At 66.3% G+C, this 17,543-nt stretch carries 16 protein-coding genes; 6 read left to right on the top strand and 10 right to left on the bottom strand.

The genetic code is table 11. The annotated features are described in order from the left end of the window. Positions 1–770: 770 nt before the first annotated feature. The 6 genes from AC1DP3_RS15020 to AC1DP3_RS14995 are packed head-to-tail and all read right to left on the bottom strand — an operon-like array spanning position 771 to position 6,953. A complete protein-coding gene (locus AC1DP3_RS15020) occupies positions 771–2,048 on the bottom strand; it encodes an MATE family efflux transporter (RefSeq protein ID WP_477294637.1) in 1,278 nt (425 codons plus the stop codon). An 8-nt stretch (positions 2,049–2,056) separates the two neighbouring features. Continuing rightward, on the bottom strand, positions 2,057–3,211 hold the full coding sequence (locus AC1DP3_RS15015; RefSeq protein WP_477294635.1) for a glycosyltransferase: 1,155 nt from the start codon (positions 3,209–3,211) through the stop codon (positions 2,057–2,059). Continuing rightward, complete coding sequence (locus tag AC1DP3_RS15010) at positions 3,208–4,089, bottom strand: aldo/keto reductase (RefSeq protein WP_477294633.1); 882 nt, start codon at positions 4,087–4,089, stop codon at positions 3,208–3,210. The genes AC1DP3_RS15015 and AC1DP3_RS15010 overlap by 4 nt, the downstream gene beginning before the upstream one ends. A 28-nt stretch (positions 4,090–4,117) precedes the next feature. After that, complete coding sequence (locus AC1DP3_RS15005) at positions 4,118–5,545, bottom strand: GMC oxidoreductase (RefSeq protein WP_477294631.1); 1,428 nt, start codon at positions 5,543–5,545, stop codon at positions 4,118–4,120. Continuing rightward, on the bottom strand, positions 5,542–6,387 hold the full coding sequence (locus AC1DP3_RS15000; protein WP_477294629.1) for a glycosyltransferase family 2 protein: 846 nt from the start codon (positions 6,385–6,387) through the stop codon (positions 5,542–5,544). Before AC1DP3_RS15000 ends, AC1DP3_RS15005 begins: the two co-directional genes overlap by 4 nt. Continuing rightward, positions 6,384–6,953: an LbetaH domain-containing protein gene (locus AC1DP3_RS14995; protein ID WP_477294627.1), complete on the bottom strand. Its 570-nt coding sequence runs from the start codon at positions 6,951–6,953 to the stop codon at positions 6,384–6,386. The genes AC1DP3_RS15000 and AC1DP3_RS14995 overlap by 4 nt, the downstream gene beginning before the upstream one ends. Positions 6,954–7,009: 56 nt before the next feature. On the opposite strand from AC1DP3_RS14995, the gene AC1DP3_RS14990 reads away from it, so the two are divergent. Genes AC1DP3_RS14990 through AC1DP3_RS14975 form a run of 4 tightly spaced genes read left to right on the top strand, consistent with a single transcriptional unit; the run spans position 7,010 to position 10,614 of the window. Then, the gene (locus AC1DP3_RS14990) at positions 7,010–8,287 is read left to right on the top strand and encodes a glycosyltransferase (RefSeq protein WP_477294625.1); all 1,278 of its coding nucleotides are present in this window, start codon (positions 7,010–7,012) and stop codon (positions 8,285–8,287) included. A gap of 24 nt (positions 8,288–8,311) precedes the next feature. Beyond that, entirely contained in the window at positions 8,312–9,346 is a 1,035-nt protein-coding gene (gene gmd / locus AC1DP3_RS14985; RefSeq protein ID WP_477294623.1) for a GDP-mannose 4,6-dehydratase, read from the top strand. Continuing rightward, positions 9,343–10,323, top strand: coding sequence for a GDP-L-fucose synthase family protein (locus tag AC1DP3_RS14980; RefSeq protein WP_477294621.1), 981 nt, complete (start codon positions 9,343–9,345; stop codon positions 10,321–10,323). Before gmd ends, AC1DP3_RS14980 begins: the two co-directional genes overlap by 4 nt. A gap of 3 nt (positions 10,324–10,326) precedes the next feature. Next, entirely contained in the window at positions 10,327–10,614 is a 288-nt protein-coding gene (locus AC1DP3_RS14975) for a Dabb family protein (RefSeq protein ID WP_477294619.1), read from the top strand. Here the strand turns inward: AC1DP3_RS14975 and AC1DP3_RS14970 are convergent. From AC1DP3_RS14970 to AC1DP3_RS14960, 3 genes are all read right to left on the bottom strand, one after another. Continuing rightward, positions 10,599–12,671 carry a hypothetical protein gene (locus AC1DP3_RS14970; RefSeq protein WP_477294617.1) on the bottom strand — a complete coding sequence of 691 codons (2,073 nt, stop codon included), beginning with the start codon at positions 12,669–12,671 and terminating at the stop codon, positions 10,599–10,601. The two genes, AC1DP3_RS14975 and AC1DP3_RS14970, sit on opposite strands and share 16 nt — an antisense overlap. Beyond that, positions 12,668–13,588: a hypothetical protein gene (locus AC1DP3_RS14965; protein WP_477294615.1), complete on the bottom strand. Its 921-nt coding sequence runs from the start codon at positions 13,586–13,588 to the stop codon at positions 12,668–12,670. Before AC1DP3_RS14965 ends, AC1DP3_RS14970 begins: the two co-directional genes overlap by 4 nt. 208 nt (positions 13,589–13,796) lie before the next feature. Continuing rightward, complete coding sequence (locus AC1DP3_RS14960) at positions 13,797–14,294, bottom strand: DUF4916 domain-containing protein (protein WP_477294613.1); 498 nt, start codon at positions 14,292–14,294, stop codon at positions 13,797–13,799. A 187-nt stretch (positions 14,295–14,481) separates the two neighbouring features. Here AC1DP3_RS14960 and AC1DP3_RS14955 point away from each other — a divergent pair, with 187 nt between their 5' ends. After that, the gene (locus AC1DP3_RS14955; RefSeq protein ID WP_477294611.1) at positions 14,482–15,792 is read left to right on the top strand and encodes a UDP-glucose dehydrogenase family protein; all 1,311 of its coding nucleotides are present in this window, start codon (positions 14,482–14,484) and stop codon (positions 15,790–15,792) included. A gap of 15 nt (positions 15,793–15,807) precedes the next feature. On the opposite strand, the gene AC1DP3_RS14950 is transcribed toward AC1DP3_RS14955, so the two are convergent. Then, positions 15,808–16,392 (bottom strand): VanZ family protein, encoded by a 585-nt coding sequence (locus AC1DP3_RS14950; protein WP_477294610.1) that lies wholly within the window; start codon positions 16,390–16,392, stop codon positions 15,808–15,810. Positions 16,393–16,516: 124 nt separating this feature from the next. Between AC1DP3_RS14950 and AC1DP3_RS14945 the strand changes: the two genes are divergently transcribed. Further along, on the top strand, positions 16,517–17,458 hold the full coding sequence (locus AC1DP3_RS14945; RefSeq protein WP_477294608.1) for a nucleotidyltransferase family protein: 942 nt from the start codon (positions 16,517–16,519) through the stop codon (positions 17,456–17,458). Positions 17,459–17,543 lie beyond the last annotated feature (85 nt).

Here is a 17,543-nt window from a genome sequence, read left to right as displayed (position 1 = left end):
GCGCGCAACATTCTGAGAGTGAGCGTACCAACGTGGCGTCATCAGGCCTGTAGTCCTCGGGTCGATTCTCAATCGACACACCCAGCGCGACTAGCGCGTCGGAGAGTTCCGCGGGAACCTCACCGGCTCCGATGAACCTGATAGTCCAGCTGGATGAGGTGCTCGCCGCAATCTTCGTCAGCAGATCGGCGCCTTTGTCGGGGCGAAGCTTTCCCACGAAGGCGTACGCGCTTGATTTCGTGGGAGATCCAACGAAACTGTGGGCGATCGTGTTGGCATAAGGAGGATGCCCAGCCACCTTAACTGACGGGTACTCGAGTGCTACTACCTCACGCAATCGCTGCGTATGAACAATTGGATACGCAACCCGCAAAAGCGACCGCTCCTGCCTCGCTATCCGACTCTCGCCACGGATTTGKGGTGGATTATGGTGAACCACTAGCGTGCGCCCGACGAGCGCTGCCCGCGCCGTCATTACGAACGCGTCCCAGGGATCCTTAATCCATGCCACTATGAGCACGTCTCGTCGTCCAGCGGACAGCGCAACATGTAGGGGGCCCATCACGCGAGCCAGAGCGCGAGAGATCGGTGCCTGCGATCCCTTTTCAGCTGCCAAAACTGGACGAGCATGCACGTTAGGCGGGAGGACTGAAGTGTTAGATCGCGCATTCCAGAGAGTTACTTTGTTCGTCTTTGTCGCCAGCAGGTTTGCAACTTCGACCGCGTATGGATTTGTAACATTTGGATTATAGATTGAGATTCGTACGGTGCTATTTCTCATGCCTTGTGACCCTCCACGAAGCGATCAGGCCCGGCACCACCTGGCCGAGCACAAGACCGATCACCGCACCCAATGCAACTCCTGTGCCACCCAACTCTGGAACTAGCAATACCCCAAAGATGATCGATAGTCCGGCCATCGCAACGGCGCAAGCCGCCTGGAAGCCCAGCATGCGCGGCGTGGTTAGAAGAGTGGCGGCCGCCTGGTGCACCGACATGATCAGCAGTTGAAGGGCGAGCACCCAAGCCATAGAAGGGTCGACAGTCACTTCACTGTGCGTCACTATGCTGGCGATCGGACGGATCAAGATCCCGTAGCCTAGCCCGAGAACCGTTCCCAACGCTGCCATTATGCCGAGAGCGCGAATCAGCGGCTTTCGGTTGTTCGCACGGGTCCCCGCAAAGATTGGCCAAAGAGCGACTCCAGCAGTCGCGGCAACCGACAGTGTCGGAAGATAGAACTGAAAGGCCACCGCATATTCTGCGAGTTCTGTCGCGGTACCAAGCCGAGAAATGATGAGCCGACCGCTCTGTTGTCCGACGGGAACGGCAATCGCGATGACTATCATCGGAGCCGCGGCGCTCCACAGCTCCCGGCGCGAAGTTGCTTGAGCGGGACGCCGGAAGAATCGCCCACCCCACCCGCTGACTCGCAGAGACACAACGAACGCGACTACCGACGAAGCGAGCACACCGAGTGACGAAGCAGTCGCCAGAAGKAGCGGCGGGACATCCGCCTGGATCATGAGCCAAGTCAGCGCCACCGTCGTGACGGGGGCCGTCGCCGAGTAGATGTTGACAAGATGATTCTTACGGAGTCCGAGAAGAACGCGCTGCCCGACTCCGAACGGCAAGGAGATTGCGAATGGCGCGATCGCTGTGAACACCGCAATGTTGGTCGACGCCGCATCGAGCTCGCCCAGGCCAAGGAATCGGGCGAGAGCGCCGGTCGCGGCCGCGGCCAGAGCAAGCAAGATAAGTCCACTGGCCGAAAAGACCAGGGCGATAAAGGCCGACCGTGTGAGTGCGCGAGCGCCGTCTACATCCGGGTCTGTGGAAGACCCGGCCACTCGATTGACGATTGCAGCACCAAGGCCGAGGTCCGCGAACGGAAGCAATAGAAACAGCGTGGCTATCAAACTCACGTAGCCGAACATCTCAGCGCCCGCGTAGCCGACGATCAAGTAGGTCGTCAATGCCGACGCGACAGCTGTGATCGGAAGGACTGCCATGCGCGCACCAGCGGACGCGACCATGGATTTCAGCATCACCTGGCTCATACCGCCGGTTCGCTCGCTCCTGATACGAGCGAGTCCGCGAGGGCGCCCCACGTGAGGTGCTCGGACGCGTACCGTTGGGCGCGACCACCCTGGGCGCCGGCGGCATCACTGTTCGCCATCGCCTCGATGAGCGCGCCCGGCAACTTGTCTACGGAATCAATCACAACTCCGCCGTCACTCGCCTCCACGTATTGGGAGGCAGCGACCTGGCGAGTGACGAGAGAGGAGCAACCGGCAAGCATCGCCTCCGCTACCGTAAGGGCGAAATTCTCGTTCTCTGACGGAAGCACGAACACCCCTGAACGGCCGTAGAGCCATGAGCGCTCGTGCGCGTCAACGCGACCGGTGAACATTACCTGGTCCCCAACTCCCAGGTCTGTCGCCAGCTCGCGGAGCTCGCTCACAGTGAACTCGTCGTCCGGACCGGCAATCACGAGACGGGCGCCCGAATGCCCAATCTGACTCTCTGCCCATGCTTTCAAAAGGATGTCTGGCCGTTTCTTCCTGGCAAGCCGGCCCAGGAACAAGTAGGCGGAAGCTCTGGGCGTTCCTTCGAGCCACTCATCTACAGACGGGATCGACCTCGCCGTAGTCAGCGTCGCTCCAAGGGGCGCAATCCGCACCTGATCAGTGCGAATAACATCGGACGCGTTCCGCGCCTCAGACTCGGAGGCGAACTGGATGTACCGGGMGTTTTGGAGAATGCGCCGGCCGATTAGCCATCCATATATCGCCTTCTGCGTCCGCGACTGGGCCCGCTGGTATGGCTCAAGCCCGCCGTGCGGCTGCACCCCGTACGGAACCTTCCACCTGCGCGCCGCGAGATATGCCGCCGCATGTGGGATCAAGTACTGTCCGTGCATGTGGACGAGGTCGGCATCACGAACCTCGCGGTCGATGGCACGAAGTAGTCTCCAGCTGTTTTGCAGGCGGCGGGGGGCGCTTGCGCTATAGGCCTGGATGCGAGCTCCACCTTGGCTCAATCCCCGCACGTCGTCATCTGTCAGTTGCGCCTCCGATCCATTGAGGCGAGACGTAAGGAGGATGGCATCGACTCCGCGGTGGTTGAGCTGCTTGTTCAGCTCGACGCTCCCTGTGGATGGCCCGCCATACTTCGTGGCGACTACGGAGATTACCTGGACGACCTTCATGCGCTGGCTCCTGCTTCCTGTCCAAACAGATCCGCGTCCACGGCATTCCAATCCACAGACTTCGACTCGGTCCACTCGGGCACCTCGGCCGCGAGGGTGTTGAGGTGTGACACGGACGTTGTGCCGACGAGAATGCGAGCTTGCGGGACTCTCCTCAGCGCCGCGGCGACCATTAGGCAGGTGACCGAATGGTCCTCGGTGTCAACGGRGACTCCCCAATGCTCAAGCAGATCCGGCCGGGCCGCGATTCGTGCCGTGAACTTTGCTCTTAGAGTTGACACGGCCGCGTAAAGCACGTCCGCATCACCATCGAGCGCTGCATCCGCCAGCGGGAGCTGCATCACCTCTGACGTACTCACGACGGCCTTCGGATACGACTCAAGCAGGTCGTACGAACCTGCGAGGCCGATCGAGCCAACAGGGAGGTTGACCGAATGGAGTTGCTCCCACAGCCTGGTCCATCCGTCGCTCCACGCGATCTCATGCGCGAGGTAGGCGTCCACCGATTCCAAACGCAGCGCGGTGAGACTTGAATCGAGATTCCGCAGGAATTCCTCAAGGCTCGGCGCCTCGGCGGAGCGCACTCCACCGCTTGTTCTGCGAAAGACACTCCGCACGCCCGGAAGGGCCTTCACGAGGCGACGCGCCGGCTGCTGAACTTTGCGGATAAGCGACCCACCGCGAGTCACATCCCGGCCGAACTTCGTGGCCACCTGTAGACCCGTTGCCCCACGCTCGACGAGCTTGCCTATCTCAGCCTCAGCTGTGCCGAAGCCGTAGATCGGCGCCGTATCGAAGTATCGAAACCCCAGTTCGTACGCGACGTCCAGAAGGTGTTCGCGGCGCGCCGCGTCCGGCTCACGCATGACCGTGGCCATGCCGACGCCCAGCCGATCGAGGAGGGACTCAGTCAATTCGCCCCGCCATTCGGTCTGCTAGCGCGAGGGCCGTGAACGTAGGATTTGCGACGCCGCCGGAAGGGAAGACGGAAGCGCCCGCAACCCAGGCGCCGCTCATGCCATGAATCTGGCACTGCGGATCCACCACGGAGTCGGCCGCGCTGCGCCCCATTCGGGCGCCCCCCATCATGTGTTTTGTGTCTACGAAGTCACGGCTCTCAACCGGCTCCGCGTGAGTCACCCCACAGTTGGCGCCGAGAATCCGCTCCGACGCGAGCACCCCGACCCGCGCGATCGACGCTCGCTCAGCATCATTGACATCCCACTGGACTTCCATATGGCCCTCGCCGCTGTTCGAGCGCCAGGCGATCGAGCGAGTGACATCGGGCGCCTGCTCGACGTCAACTCGCAAGTAGGGCGTCGCGAACTTCGGAAGGAGACGTTGCCGCTGCCGCACGGCATGTGCAGCCGCGCCCCCCACTTCTACTAGCTCTCGAGGCGCATAACGGATGGTCTGTTGCTTCACCTTGCCGCGCGCGAGCTGCCGAAGCGCGGACTGCTGCACATCGAACTCCCAGTGGGCATAGGCGGGAAGAACCGACTCCCGACGAATCAGCTGCGGAGTGGCCACGAGTTTGAAGGTGCTTCTTACATTCCCACGACGGCGGTGCGCGAACGCCTGACGGAATCGGTCCCAGTCGGAGACCTGAAATTGGCCGACTCGGGCAGAGACGTGGTCCATGAATCCCCGCCCTAGGACTTCGCTCGAACCCGTTGGCAGAGACTTCGCCAGAACGCGGACATTCCCCAGAGTGCCCGCCGCAATCACAACCCGATCGACGACGTCGACGAACCACTGGCTAGAAGCGCGATCCTGATAGTGAATCCGGAACTGGTCGCCGTATGGCTCGAAGCGGTCGACGGTGGCACCGCGTTTTGTGCGAACCGTGGCTAGCTCTCGTGACAGAGATGCGTTCCTCGTGAAATCACGTTGCTTCCTGGTCATCCACGTCGAGCGCCGCACGGTGAAGTTCTCGTCGGAGCTGAGGACCTCCGCTTCGTTTGCGCTGTCCTCATGAATCAATCGATGCAGTGAAGGAAGCCCCAAGTTCGTGCGGACCGCCTCGTAGTGGGGGAGCAGCTCTTCGTAGCTCAGCGGCCAAGGAGCGCCCGTGAGCCCATCGAACTCCCAGCGCTCCCAAGGGAGCAGCTGACCTCCCCAGATCTTGCTTGTCCCGCCCCATGCCGACATCCACGCATCGGTACTTCCGGCGTGTGAACCGAGCACACGATCCGCGCCCAGCAGAAGGTCCAGAGCGGAACTGCCCGCGTCTGCCTCAAAGACCGTGACTGAGGCGGACTTGGCGAGCTTGGCCGCCACGTACAGCGCAACGGTGCCTCCACCGATCACACCGATCGACAGCGAGCGAYTCACGAAGCGTCCGCTGTCTCGCGCACAAGCTCCCGGGTCTTGACGCCAATCTGCCAGTAGTACGTGGAAAGGGCAGTCGCGTAATCGAAGCCGGCGCGTCCGTCGAGGAAGCCGGCGCGGGCGACGTACGCGTACCCGAAGAATAGGGCGGGCTTGAACGGCACGGTGTCGAAGATCTTGCCCTTAAGCGTGCGCTTGCTCGCGATGTCTTTGCGCAGCTCCTCGTTCATGCGCAGGTGCGCTTCCCAGTCCGAGTAGCGGTTGTGGCGTGCGAACCAGCTCGAGACAGGATCGCGGTCGTCGTGCACGATGCGGTTCTTCAGCTTGCCAAGCGGGGCAATCGACTCGGGCTGGTAGTGACCCTCGACCTCGCGGATGCCAGGCGCGTTCAGGTCATCGATCACCGGGAAGCTCGCACGCTCGACGTGCAGCAGGGAGCGCTTCGTGACGACATGTCCGTACCGGAGGTACTTGCCGGCGAACCGATAGAGCAGGTTGATGTCGTATGCCCCGAAATCAGTGGTCTCGAGCGTCGACTGAAGGTCCACGAGTTCTTTCACGAGAGACACCGAGGGAAACTCATCGGCATCCAAAAGCAGCACCCACTTGTTCACGACGCCCGCATTCTCGAGCGCCCACTGCTTTTTCTTGGGGTACTCGCCGTTCCAGGCAAAGTCCACGACGCGGGCGCMGTGCGCCCGAGCGATCTCGACCGTGCGATCCTCGCTGAGCGAGTCGACGACGATGACATCGTCGAAGTTCTTGAGCTTCTCGAGCGTGTTGCCGAGCCCGGCTTCCTCGTTCTTCGTCAGCACGATCACGGAGATCTTCGAGATGCGCGTCATGCTGCTGCTCCTGAGAATCGTTCGGCCACGTAGGCAGCCGGGTTGCCACCCCAGATCTCACCGACGGGGATCTCTCCGCCATCGAGAAGGGTGAGTGGACGAACAAGCGCCGACCGCCCCACGCGGGTGCCGCCGAGCACGACGCAGCGGGACGTGATCCAGGCGCCGGCCTCGATGTGGATCGGGCGGGTGATGAGCGCCATGTCTCGGCGGTGTGCGTGCGAACCTGTCGTCAAGAACGTCTCCTGTGAGATGACGACGTCGTTGGCGATATAGATGTGGTCTTGGTTATGAAACCACACTCCCTCGCCGATCCACGACCGGTCGCCGATGTGCAGCTTCCACGGAAACTTCACTCGGGTGCGCGGGCGAAACACCACGCTCTCGCCGATTTCCGCGCCGAAAGCGCGCAGAACCTTTACGCGAAGCGACGAGCTGATCTGCCAGGAATTCGTCACAAACAGCAATTCGCAGATCGCCCAGAGGTACACGACGTAGGTCGGGCGATCCCAGGCAGTGCGCTCACCGGGGGCTTTCGAGAGGTCGATCACCGGCACTTCTGTCACAACGCTTCCCTTTCCCGTAACCAGACCGAAACGGCAGTGACGCTAGCCTCGGACCCATGCCTCGCCGCTCACAGAAGGTTCTGCTCCTCGGGTTGAACTACCCCCCGGAGCCGACTGGCATATCGCCGTACACGGGTTCGATGGCTCGGGGCCTAGCTCGCCGAGGCTTCATCACCCGCGTCTTGACGGCGCATCCCCATTATCCGGACTGGAGAATAAACGCAGGTTACGGACAGTGGTCGCGTAGCGAACATCTGGACGGAGTCGACGTCACACGCCTTCGCCACTACGTGCCGCGCACGCCGAAGGGACTCCGCCGAGTCGCATCGGAGCTCAGCTTCGGGGCGCGTCTGGGTGGGCGCCGGTGGAAGGATGCCGACGCGATCGTCGCGGTCTCTCCCGCCCTCATCTCGTCGGCGCTCGCGGCGCTCAAGGCCCGCATCAGCCACCGCGACACTCCGTTCGTCGTATGGGTGCAGGACCTCTACACGCTCGGCCTGTCGGAGACCGGGCAGGCGAAGGGCCTGACCGTCAGGATCATGGCGCTCATCGAGGGATGGCTGCTGCGCAGCGCCGATCGCGTCGTCGTGATCCACGACCGCTTCGCCACGCGGGTGAGTGAGGACTTCGGCATCCCGCGCGATCGCATCGAGGTCGTGCGCAACTGGACGCACCTCTCGCCCGCACCCGAAGTGGATGTCGCCGCCACCCGCTCGCAGTTCGGATGGGCCGACGACGAGACCGTGGTGCTGCACGCGGGCAACATGGGCATCAAGCAGGGGCTCGACAACGTGATCGACGCGGCGCGGCTCGCGGCCGAACGCGGCGAGCGCGTTCGCTTCGTGCTGCTCGGCGCGGGATCCGACCTCGCGCGTCTCAAGGACGCCGGCACCGGCATCCCGACCCTCCAGTTTCTCTCGCCGCTCAACGATGCTGACTTCGCCGCCGCCCTCGCGAGCACCGACTGCCTGCTCGTGAACGAACGGCCGGGCGTGTCAGAGATGGCCGTCCCGTCCAAGCTCACCTCCTACTTCTCTGCTGGTCGCCCCGTCGTCGCCGCAACCGACGTCACCGGGATCACGGCCGACGAGATCCGCAGTGCCGACGCCGGAGTGGTCGTCCCCGCCGGCGACCCGGCGGCACTGCTCGACGCTGCGAGTGCGCTCGCAGCTGATCCCGACGGCTCACGGCGCCTGGGCGCCAACGGCCGTCTCTACCGTTCCACCGTGCTCGATGAAGAGTCCGCAATCGACGTTTTCACCGAAATGTTGACGCGACTCATCACCAGTGATGACCGCGTCGCCACAGGCGTGCAGGACACGCTGACCACATGAGCACGACAGAAACGGAGCACGGCCTTGACCAAGCGCGCACTCATCACCGGAATCACTGGACAGGACGGCTCATACCTCGCTGAGCTGCTCCTCGCGAAGGGCTACGAGGTGCACGGACTCATCCGCCGTGCCTCGACGTTCAACACGGCTCGGATCGACCACCTCTACGTCGACCCGCACGACCCGTCGGCGAAGCTCTTCCTGCACTACGGCGACCTGAGCGACGGGGCACGCCTCGTCACGCTCATGGCCGAGATCAACCCGGACGAGGTCTACAACCTCGCCGCGCAGTCGCACGTGCGCGTGTCGTTCGACGAGCCCGAGCACACCGCCGACACCACCGGTACGGGGTCGATCCGCCTGCTCGAGGCCGTGCGGCTCTCGGGCATCGAGACCCGGTTCTACCAGGCCTCGTCGTCGGAGCTCTACGGCGCGACCCCGCCCCCGCAGAGCGAGACGACGCCGTTCTACCCGCGCTCGCCTTACGCCGCAGCGAAGCTGTACAGCTACTGGATCACGAAGAACTATCGCGAGGCCTACGGCCTCTTCGCCGTGAACGGCATCCTCTTCAACCACGAGTCGCCCCGTCGCGGCGAGACCTTCGTCACCCGCAAGATCACGCGAGCCGTCGCGCGCATCGCCGCCGGCGAGCAGAAGGAGCTCTACCTCGGCAACCTCGAGTCGATCCGTGACTGGGGCTACGCCGCCGAATACGTCGAGGGCATGTGGCGGATGCTGCAGGCCGACACCCCCGACGACTACGTGCTCGCCACCGGCGTCGGCTACACGATCAAGGACTTCCTCGAGACCTCGTTCGGGCACGTGGGGCTCGAATGGCAGAAGTACGTGAAGTTCGACGAGCGGTACCTGCGGCCCACCGAGGTCGACGCGCTGGTCGGCGACCCCACCAAGGCCCGCGAAGAGCTCGGCTGGGTGGCCTCGATCGACGGGCTCGCGCTCGCGAAGATCATGGTCGACGCCGACGTCACGGCGCTGGAGCACGAGGGCCGGCCGTGGATCGATTCGGTCGCGCTGCAGTCGTGGTCGGTCGCGGCATGACGGCATCCGACGGAGTGGACTACTCCCCCGGCGAGCTCGACCGCGACGCCACCTTCTACGTCGCGGGGCACCGCGGACTCGTGGGCTCGGCGATCGTGCGCAAGCTCGAGGCATCCGGATTCGAGAACGTCGTCGGCAAGACGTCGGCAGAGCTCGACCTCAAAGACCGCGATGCCGTCTTCGCCTACCTCGCTGAGGCGAAGCCGCGCTATGTCGTGCTCGCCGCCGCGAAGGTCGGCGGGATCCTCGCCAACAGCACCTATCCGGTCGACTTCCTGAGCGACAACATGCGCATCCAGGTGAACGTGCTGGATGCCGCGCTCGCCGTCGGCGTGGAGCGCGTGGCGTTCCTCGGGTCGTCGTGCATCTACCCGAAGTTCGCCGAGCAGCCGATCCAGGAGGACTCCCTGCTCACCGGGCACCTCGAGCCGACGAACGATGCGTACGCGATCGCGAAGATCGCCGGCATCCTGCACACCCAGGCGGTGCGCCGCCAGTACGGGCTGCCGTGGATCTCGGCGATGCCGACCAACCTCTACGGTCCGAACGACAACTTCTCGCCGAAGGGGTCGCACGTGCTTCCGGCGCTCATCCGCCGGTACGACGAGGCGGCCTCCTCGGGTGCGACCACCGTGACCAACTGGGGCACCGGCACGCCGCGGCGGGAGTTCCTGCACGCCGACGACATGGCCGACGCCGTGCTGCACCTGCTCGAGCACTACGACGGGCCCGAGCAGGTGAACGTGGGCACGGGCACCGACGTGACGATCCGCGAGATCGCCGAGACGATCGGGGACGTGGTGGGCTTCGCGGGTGAGACCGAGTGGGACACCACCAAGCCCGACGGCACGCCGCAGAAGCTCCTCGATGTGTCGAAGCTCGCCGAGGCGGGCTGGCGCTCGCGCATCACCCTCGAGGAGGGCCTGGAGCGCACGGTCGCCTGGTACCGCGACAACGTCGGCGCCCTCCGCCAGTAGCGCATGGGCTTTCGGCACATCGTGCTCTTCCGCGTCTGCGACGGGGTGACACCGGATGCTGTCGACTCCGCCATCGCAAGCCTCGAGAGCCTCTCGGAGCTGGCGATGGTGGAGTCGCTGCGCGTCGAGCGCTCGCTCGACGGCCGCAAGGGGCGCGTCATCGTGCTCGACTCGACGTTCGCCGACGAGGCCACTTTCGCGGCGTATCGCGCCGACCCGCAGCACATCGCGGTCGGCGAGGAGATGGCCGACGTCGCGGACTGGTGGGTGGGCGACTACCGGGCGGCATGAGGTTTGGGGGGTTCGGGGTTGATGGGCTGGGGATTGCCTGGCGCTGCGGTCGAGGTCTGGTTCGAGGCGATCTCGTCGAGGCACCTTTTCGCATTATCGCGGCCCAGGTCGCGGTACATCTTCATTCGCGCGGCGGGGTAGAGCTGGTCGCCCGTGGGGTGGTGAGGGAACTTCCGGTCGGTCTGCCGGTAGGACTCGAACTCCCCGAGATTGGCGGGGTGCAGGCCGAGCTTGATGACGTGCAGATCGGCGGTCTTGCCGTCCTGGTAGTGCACCGTGCCCTTGGTGTGAGTCCTGGGGAACACGCCGGGCGTGGTCGTGCCGAAGGCGCTCGTGTCGAGGTCGATCCTGATGTCGAGTTCCGTGGCGAGCTCGATGGCTCGCTTGAGGTCAGGACAGTCGCCTGCTGGCTTGGGGCTGGCATCGACGCACCAGATGGTCTCGCATCTCGCGTGCAGCAGGGTGATGAGTCCGAGGTTGTCGTAGTGGCCGCCGTCGCTCACGTACATGTTCGGGCCCTGCACTCCGAGCATCTCGGCGACGAGATCGTCGAGTCCGGGAAGCAGGGCCGTGCGCGTGCGCACTCGACCCGGTGACTCCAGTCTCGCGACTGCCGTGCGCCGGTCCTCCCGCCCCACGCTCGGGATTGTGCGACCGATGCGGATGTTGAAGAGCGCGAACAGCATGCGCGCACTCGGCTTGGAGTACCGGCCCATGCTCGCGCTCAGGGCAGCACCGGTCGCGGCGACGCTCGTGGGCAGGGTGACCACGCTCTCCGGGGCCGCGAAGAGATATCCGTCCGTGCGAGCGAGCTCGAGCTTTCGAGTCGCGTGCCACATGTCGGTGTTCGGGATGCCGCACCGATCGTGCGAGAAGACGAAGCCGTCGAAGGCGTGCCGGCCGCTGTGGCCGTTGGCCGTCGCGCTGATGAGGAGGCGGGGCACGGCGGGCCCCACGTCCAGGTCGGAGAACAGGCGCGGCTGGTCGGGCACATCGGCTTCACCGCCATTGCGCAAGACGCCGAAGGAGTTGCGGAGCCCCTCCCGGTAGAACTGGTGGAGCGCGACCCTCCGAAGCAGCCACGCGACCGGGAACGGGGCGACGAGGCCGGCCACCATCCACCACACCGCTGCAGACGACGGCATGTAAGAGTCCGGCGTCAGCAGGACCTCCGCCACGAACGGCACCATGAACATCATCGCCGCGCCGACCACGATGAGCATGAGCGCGGCGACCGCGATGCGCTCCAGCATCCCGAACAGCGGCGACTCGATCTTCTTGCGGGAGGCCACGGAGGTGACGACGGCGGATGCCGCAACCAGGACGGAGGCGAGCAGGATCAGCCAGATCCAGCCGCCGGCCGTGCTGGTCCAGCCGAGCGCGGCGAGCGACACCACCGCGGCGGGCAGCGCCACGAGCATCACCGCGAGCGCGACGAGACTCATCACCACGGTGGTCGCCGTACGTGGCTGGAAGAGCTGTCGACCCACCGTGATCGTCGCAGCCGCGCCAACCGGTACGGTTGCCCACCACGGCCAGCCGTCGAACCACAGGGGCAGGCCCATTCCGATGGAGAGCCAGACCACGACGAGCGCAAGGTCGGCGAGGATGAACCCCGTCCAGATGAGCACGGCGGCCAGTGCGAGCGGTCCTGCGAGCACCCCGGCGATCAGCTGGACGACGCGCGTGGGCAACGGGGTGAGGAGGTACTTCCCGCGGGCGAGGACGTGTCGCTCCTCGGGAGTGCCCATCGCGAAAGGCGGGATCGTGTCCTTCGGCTTTCGTCCTTGGGCGATGAGCGCGGCGCCGTTGCTCACGTAGGCGGAGCCGATGTAGGAGCCCCCCGAGACGGCCGACACGAATTGCGCGGCGCGTGATCCGAACATCAGGCCGCGCTCCCCCTGAAGCACCTGCAGCACCCCGAGGCTGAACATCGCCGCACGGATGCCGCCACCCGAGAGGCAGATGCCGGTCCCGGCGGGGTCACCGCTCGACCGCTCCCAGCCGAGGCCCTGCTTCGGCGCCGTGGCATTCTCATCGCTCGCGCTGAGACTCATGAAGTCGGCACCCCTTTCACGCCCGCCCAGAGATCGACGGCGCGCCACGCGATCAGCAGGCCGCACACGATGGACAAGAACGCTCCGCCCCAGCCGTACACCTCCGCCGAGCCGAAGAGGATGTACCCGAGGGCGGCCAATGCTGCGGCGACGATGCGGAAGTCGAGCGCACCCCCAAAAGTGAAGGCGCGCTCGATGGTCGCCACGAACTGGGGACTCTCGAGGTCCGGTGCGGGCTGCCCGAGGGCCGTGGCGACCCAGGTGGAGACGAGGAACGAGCCCGCCAGGATCACCGCGCCCCACGTCGCGCCCGAGCGGGTCTGCATGTCGACCTGCTTCGAGAGGAACACCATGCCCGCGAGGAAGGCGCCGCCCGAAAGCGCGAGTGTAGAGAGCGCGACACCGACGACGCCGCCCTCTATCCACGGGGCGATCAGCGGCACTCCAATCACCGCCCCGAGGAAGGAGAGAAGCATGATGGCTACGTTCATCCACCCGCGGGCTGCCGTGAACACCCGCTTGCTCTGGGTGTCGGGGCCGCGCTGAAGCAGGTCGTCGAGCACGTCGTCGCCGTCGGCCTCACCGTCCCCGTCGGGGTCGAAGCCCTCGCCCCTCAGGCGCGCGGCGGCGGCGCCGATGCCTGCTGCCGCGTCCGTCAGGGTGAGCGGCTCCGGTTGGCCGGCGGCGGTCGGCGGTGTGCCCCCGCCGTTGACGGTGACGATTCTCGGCGTCGTGCCGGGGGAGGCGCTCACGACGCGAACGCGGCCCTTCGCACCAGCGGGCGTGAGGGTGCGCACGACATCCAGCGCCTCCTGTTGGGTGCGCGTCTCCGGAGTGCGCCGCACACCGTCCGGGGACTGGACCGACCACTGGCCTGTCGCGGGATCCTGCCTGATCGTGAACTGGTGCTCGGCCATGGCATCCTCCAGGACGACGCCCCGAGACGACACCGTCGCGCGGCGGTCAATTGCGGCCAACTCCCCCACCGAAGGCGGCCTGCCTGAGGTCAGGATGACGGAAGCAGGCGGGAGCGTCAAGGGTGCGTGCACGCCTTTATTCAGGCGCGGTGTGTGACCTACGGTGCGGGGGTGTGCGGACTGCTGGGGGGCAGTGCGAGGCGCCGCGTCAACCCTCCGGAGTCGTCATGAGACCGAGCCGACCGATCAGGACGTCGGTGCCCGGCCAGAGCGGCTGCGGGAGGTCGTGCGGCGGCATCCATTCGAAGGCGAGAGCCTCGTTGCGCGGTGACGGATCGCCGTCGAGCTCGACGAGGAACGACAGGCCGATCGCGTGCTTGCGCGGGTCGTTGCCGTGCGGCAGACCGTCGGCGGGGCGGATCTCGGGCGGGAACCATTGATACACGTCGTCGGGCTGCGGGTCGGCCTCCAGGCGCAGGCCGGTGTCGAGGGTGTCGCGTGCATGACGCTGGAGCGCGCCGGCGATCGTCTCTCCCCGCAGGATGCGGCCGCCTAGGTGGCACCACACGCGGCCGAAGGGCGAGTCTCGCAGGATGAGCCCGATCTCGCGCGTGCCGGCACGAGTGCGCACCGGGATGAAGTCGACGCACGCGATCGGCATGGACTGCTCGATGCGCGCGTAGAGGTCGGCGGGGAGGAAGCTCATGGGGCCTATCCTGTCGGGTCCAGCGGGGGTGGGCGCGCACGGCCGGAGCGCGTCGATGCCTGCGGTGGGTCCCCGTTGCGAGGGTGAAACATGGATCTGGTAGAGAGAGGTATCCGGAATCCCCGGATGCTCCGGCCGCCGACGGTGCTGGCCTCCTTTCTGCACGTTTCACAGCTCGAGGAGTTCCATGCGCCTTTCAGTCATCGGATGCGGCTACCTGGGCGCGGTGCATGCGGCCGCCATGGCCTCGATCGGCCACGAGGTGGTCGGAATCGACGTCGACCAGCGCAAGATCGACGCGCTCTCGCAGGGCCTCGCGCCGTTCTTCGAGCCCGGGCTGCAGGAGATCCTCACCGAGGGGATCCAGTCGGGGCGCCTCCACTTCACCACCGACCTCGCCGAGGCGAAGGGGGCGAAGGTGCACTTCGTGGGCGTCGGCACGCCCCAGCAGAAGGACGGCTACGCCGCCGACCTCACCTACGTCAATGCGGCCGTCGACGGCCTGCTCCCGTATCTGAGCGAGGGCGACCTCGTCGCCGGTAAGTCGACCGTGCCGGTCGGCACGGCGGCGGGGCTCGCGCCGCGCGTCTCGGAGAGGGGCGCGACGCTCATCTGGAACCCGGAGTTCCTGCGCGAAGGCTGGGCCGTGAAGGACACGATCGATCCCGACCGCCTCGTGGCGGGCGTGCCCGAGGGTGACGACGGCGAGCGGGCGGCCGGCATCCTGCGCGAGGTCTACCACCCGGCGGTCGCGAAGGGGACGCCCTTCATCGTCACGGATTATGCGACCGCCGAGCTGGTCAAGGTCGCAGCCAATGCGTTCCTCGCGACGAAGATCTCGTTCATCAACGCGATGGCCGAGATCGCCGAGGTCACGGGCGCCGACGTCACACAGCTCGCCGACGCCATCGGTCACGATGCGCGCATCGGACGCCGCTTCCTGGGAGCGGGGATCGGCTTCGGCGGCGGCTGCCTGCCGAAGGACATCCGGGCCTTCGCGGCGCGCGCCGAGGAGCTCGGGCGCGGCGATTCCGTCAGCTTCCTGCGCGAGGTCGACGCCATCAACCTGCGCCGCCGCGACCGCGCGGCCCAGCTCATGGTCGACGCGCTCGGCGGATCGGTCTACACCAAGAAGATCACGGTGCTCGGGGCGGCGTTCAAGCCGCACAGCGACGACATCCGCGACTCACCCGGGCTCGACGTCGCGGTGCGGCTGCACGGCCTCGGCGCGGACGTGACCCTCACCGACCCGGCGGCGATCGAGAACGCGTCGCGCCTGCATCCTCAGCTCACATACGTCGCGGACCGCGACGACGCACTGCGGGGCGCCGATGCCGTGATCGTCGTCACGGAGTGGGATGAATACCGTCGCGAGCTCGACCCCGAGCACGCCGCGTCACTCACCGAGGGTCGCATCGTGGTGGACGGACGCAACTGCCTCGACGCCGCAGCCTGGCGCGCTGCGGGCTGGACCTACTACGGCATGGGACGCCCGTAGCGGTTCCGCTCGGAGTCAGCCGGCCCGGTCACCGGGTCGGCGCCACCACTCGAACATCGCCACGAGAAGCAGGCCGATGCAGGCACCTGTCACGTTGGCGACGACATCCATGACGCTCGGAGTGCGCAGGGCGAGCGCGATCCCCTGGACCGACTCAATGACGACGGTCGTGACGAACGCGATCGGCACGACCAGGTAGCGGCGCGAGAGGATGAGCGCGAGCAGCACCCCGAGCGGCACGAACAGGAGGATGTTCGAGGCGAACTCGATGCGCGCGTAGGTGAGGATCGGGATGATCCGGCCGATCAGGCGGAGCGCCGGACCGGCTCCCCGATCGACCGGGACGGGCCAGATCGCGATCAGCGTCAGCGCGACGATGTACAGCGCGAGCAGGATGCGCGCGGCGCGTTTGATCCCCGGTGAGGGAAGCACCTCGGTGGCCGCCGGAAGCGGCGGCTTCGGCGGGATGTGAACCGGCGGCTCCGCCGCCGGGAGGGGCGGCTTAGCCGTGGGCAGGGGCGGCGTGGGCAGGGGCGGCTTGGGCGCAATGCCCAGGTCTCGCAGCGCCTCGTCGAGAGGATCCACCGGTCGCGTGTCCATCAGGCCCCCAGCCGTCGGGCGCCGCGACGCTGCCGCGCGAGTGTGTGGGGAGAGTGTACCGGAGGCACCTTCGTGAGGAGACGGGCGTTTTCACCTCGTCACCATCATGAGCTTGACTGGGATGGTGCCCGCCTCCGCGCCGAAGAACGTCCAGCTGCCGCTGGGCGACGCCGTCGACCTCGCCACGGCATGGGCCGCCGCACTGGCGGAGCGCCTCGGCATCCGCGCACTCGTGCTGAAGGGCGGCGCGCTCGCCCACCACGGCCTGCGCGAGGCCCGGTTGTCGGCTGACGTCGACCTGCTCGTCGAACCCGGCGCGTTCGGGCCGTTCTGCGCTGCGCTTGAACGGGCGGGATGGCGCGAGCGGGTGATGCCGTTCATCAACACGCGCGCCGACCCGCACTCCGTGACGTTCCTCCACAACGACTGGCCGTGCGACATCGACGTGCATCACCGCTACCCCGGCTTCCTCGAGGACGAGGGCGTCGTCTTCGAGGAGCTCTGGAACCGCCGGGAGCGCCTGGCGTTCGCCCACGTCGACGCGGAGATTCCGGACCGGCTGTCGAGCCTGCTCGTCATGGGGCTCCACGCCCTGCGCGACGGCGCCGTCAGCCCGCGGCACCGCGACGAGCTCGACGGGCTCGAGTCGCTCTCGCTCACCGACGACGAGCGCGCAGAACTGAGCGACCTCGCCGTGGCAACGGGCTGCGCCGGCACCCTCGCCGAGCCTCTCCTTGCGCTCGGCGCGGAGGCGCCGTTTGACGAGTCGCCGGCGCTGCGGGCATGGCGCGCACGCGTGGCATCGGCCTCCCAGGGCGCATACCCGTGGCTCGTGCTGTGGCGATCGACGCCGTGGCGAGGTCGTCTCGCGCTCGCGTGGCGCGCCTTCTGGCCGACGGATGCCGACATCCTCGCCGCCCGCCCCCAGAGCGATCCGCGCCGCATGTCGCTCCTCGAGGCACGCGCGCAACGATGGGCCCGCGGAATGCGGGGGCTCCCGGTCGCCCTCCGTGCGCTCCGTTACAGGCACGTAAACACTCCTGCCCCGGACGTTCCGCCGCGCTGAGTGTTGCTAGGTTGGACCGGGCGACGTCGCGCGAATAACGATGTCGCCTTTTGCCTGTGCTCCGCCGCTTCCCCGTGGTCGCCCG

It is taken from the genome of Microbacterium sp. P5_B6 (genome assembly GCF_056400345.1).
The sequence above is the reverse complement of the archived record's forward strand: the minus strand, read 5'-3'. Positions and strand labels throughout refer to the sequence as shown.

Coding starts and splice junctions, on each gene's coding strand:
- AC1DP3_RS14990 (WP_477294625.1), top strand. CDS start 7,010: ATGCCTCGCCGCTCACAGAAGGTTCTGCTCCTCGGGTTGAACTACCCC.
- AC1DP3_RS14980 (WP_477294621.1), top strand. CDS start 9,343: ATGACGGCATCCGACGGAGTGGACTACTCCCCCGGCGAGCTCGACCGC.
- AC1DP3_RS14975 (WP_477294619.1), top strand. CDS start 10,327: ATGGGCTTTCGGCACATCGTGCTCTTCCGCGTCTGCGACGGGGTGACA.
- AC1DP3_RS14970 (WP_477294617.1), bottom strand. CDS start 12,671: ATGAGTCTCAGCGCGAGCGATGAGAATGCCACGGCGCCGAAGCAGGGC.
- AC1DP3_RS14965 (WP_477294615.1), bottom strand. CDS start 13,588: ATGGCCGAGCACCAGTTCACGATCAGGCAGGATCCCGCGACAGGCCAG.
- AC1DP3_RS14960 (WP_477294613.1), bottom strand. CDS start 14,294: ATGAGCTTCCTCCCCGCCGACCTCTACGCGCGCATCGAGCAGTCCATG.
- AC1DP3_RS14955 (WP_477294611.1), top strand. CDS start 14,482: ATGCGCCTTTCAGTCATCGGATGCGGCTACCTGGGCGCGGTGCATGCG.
- AC1DP3_RS14950 (WP_477294610.1), bottom strand. CDS start 16,392: ATGGACACGCGACCGGTGGATCCTCTCGACGAGGCGCTGCGAGACCTG.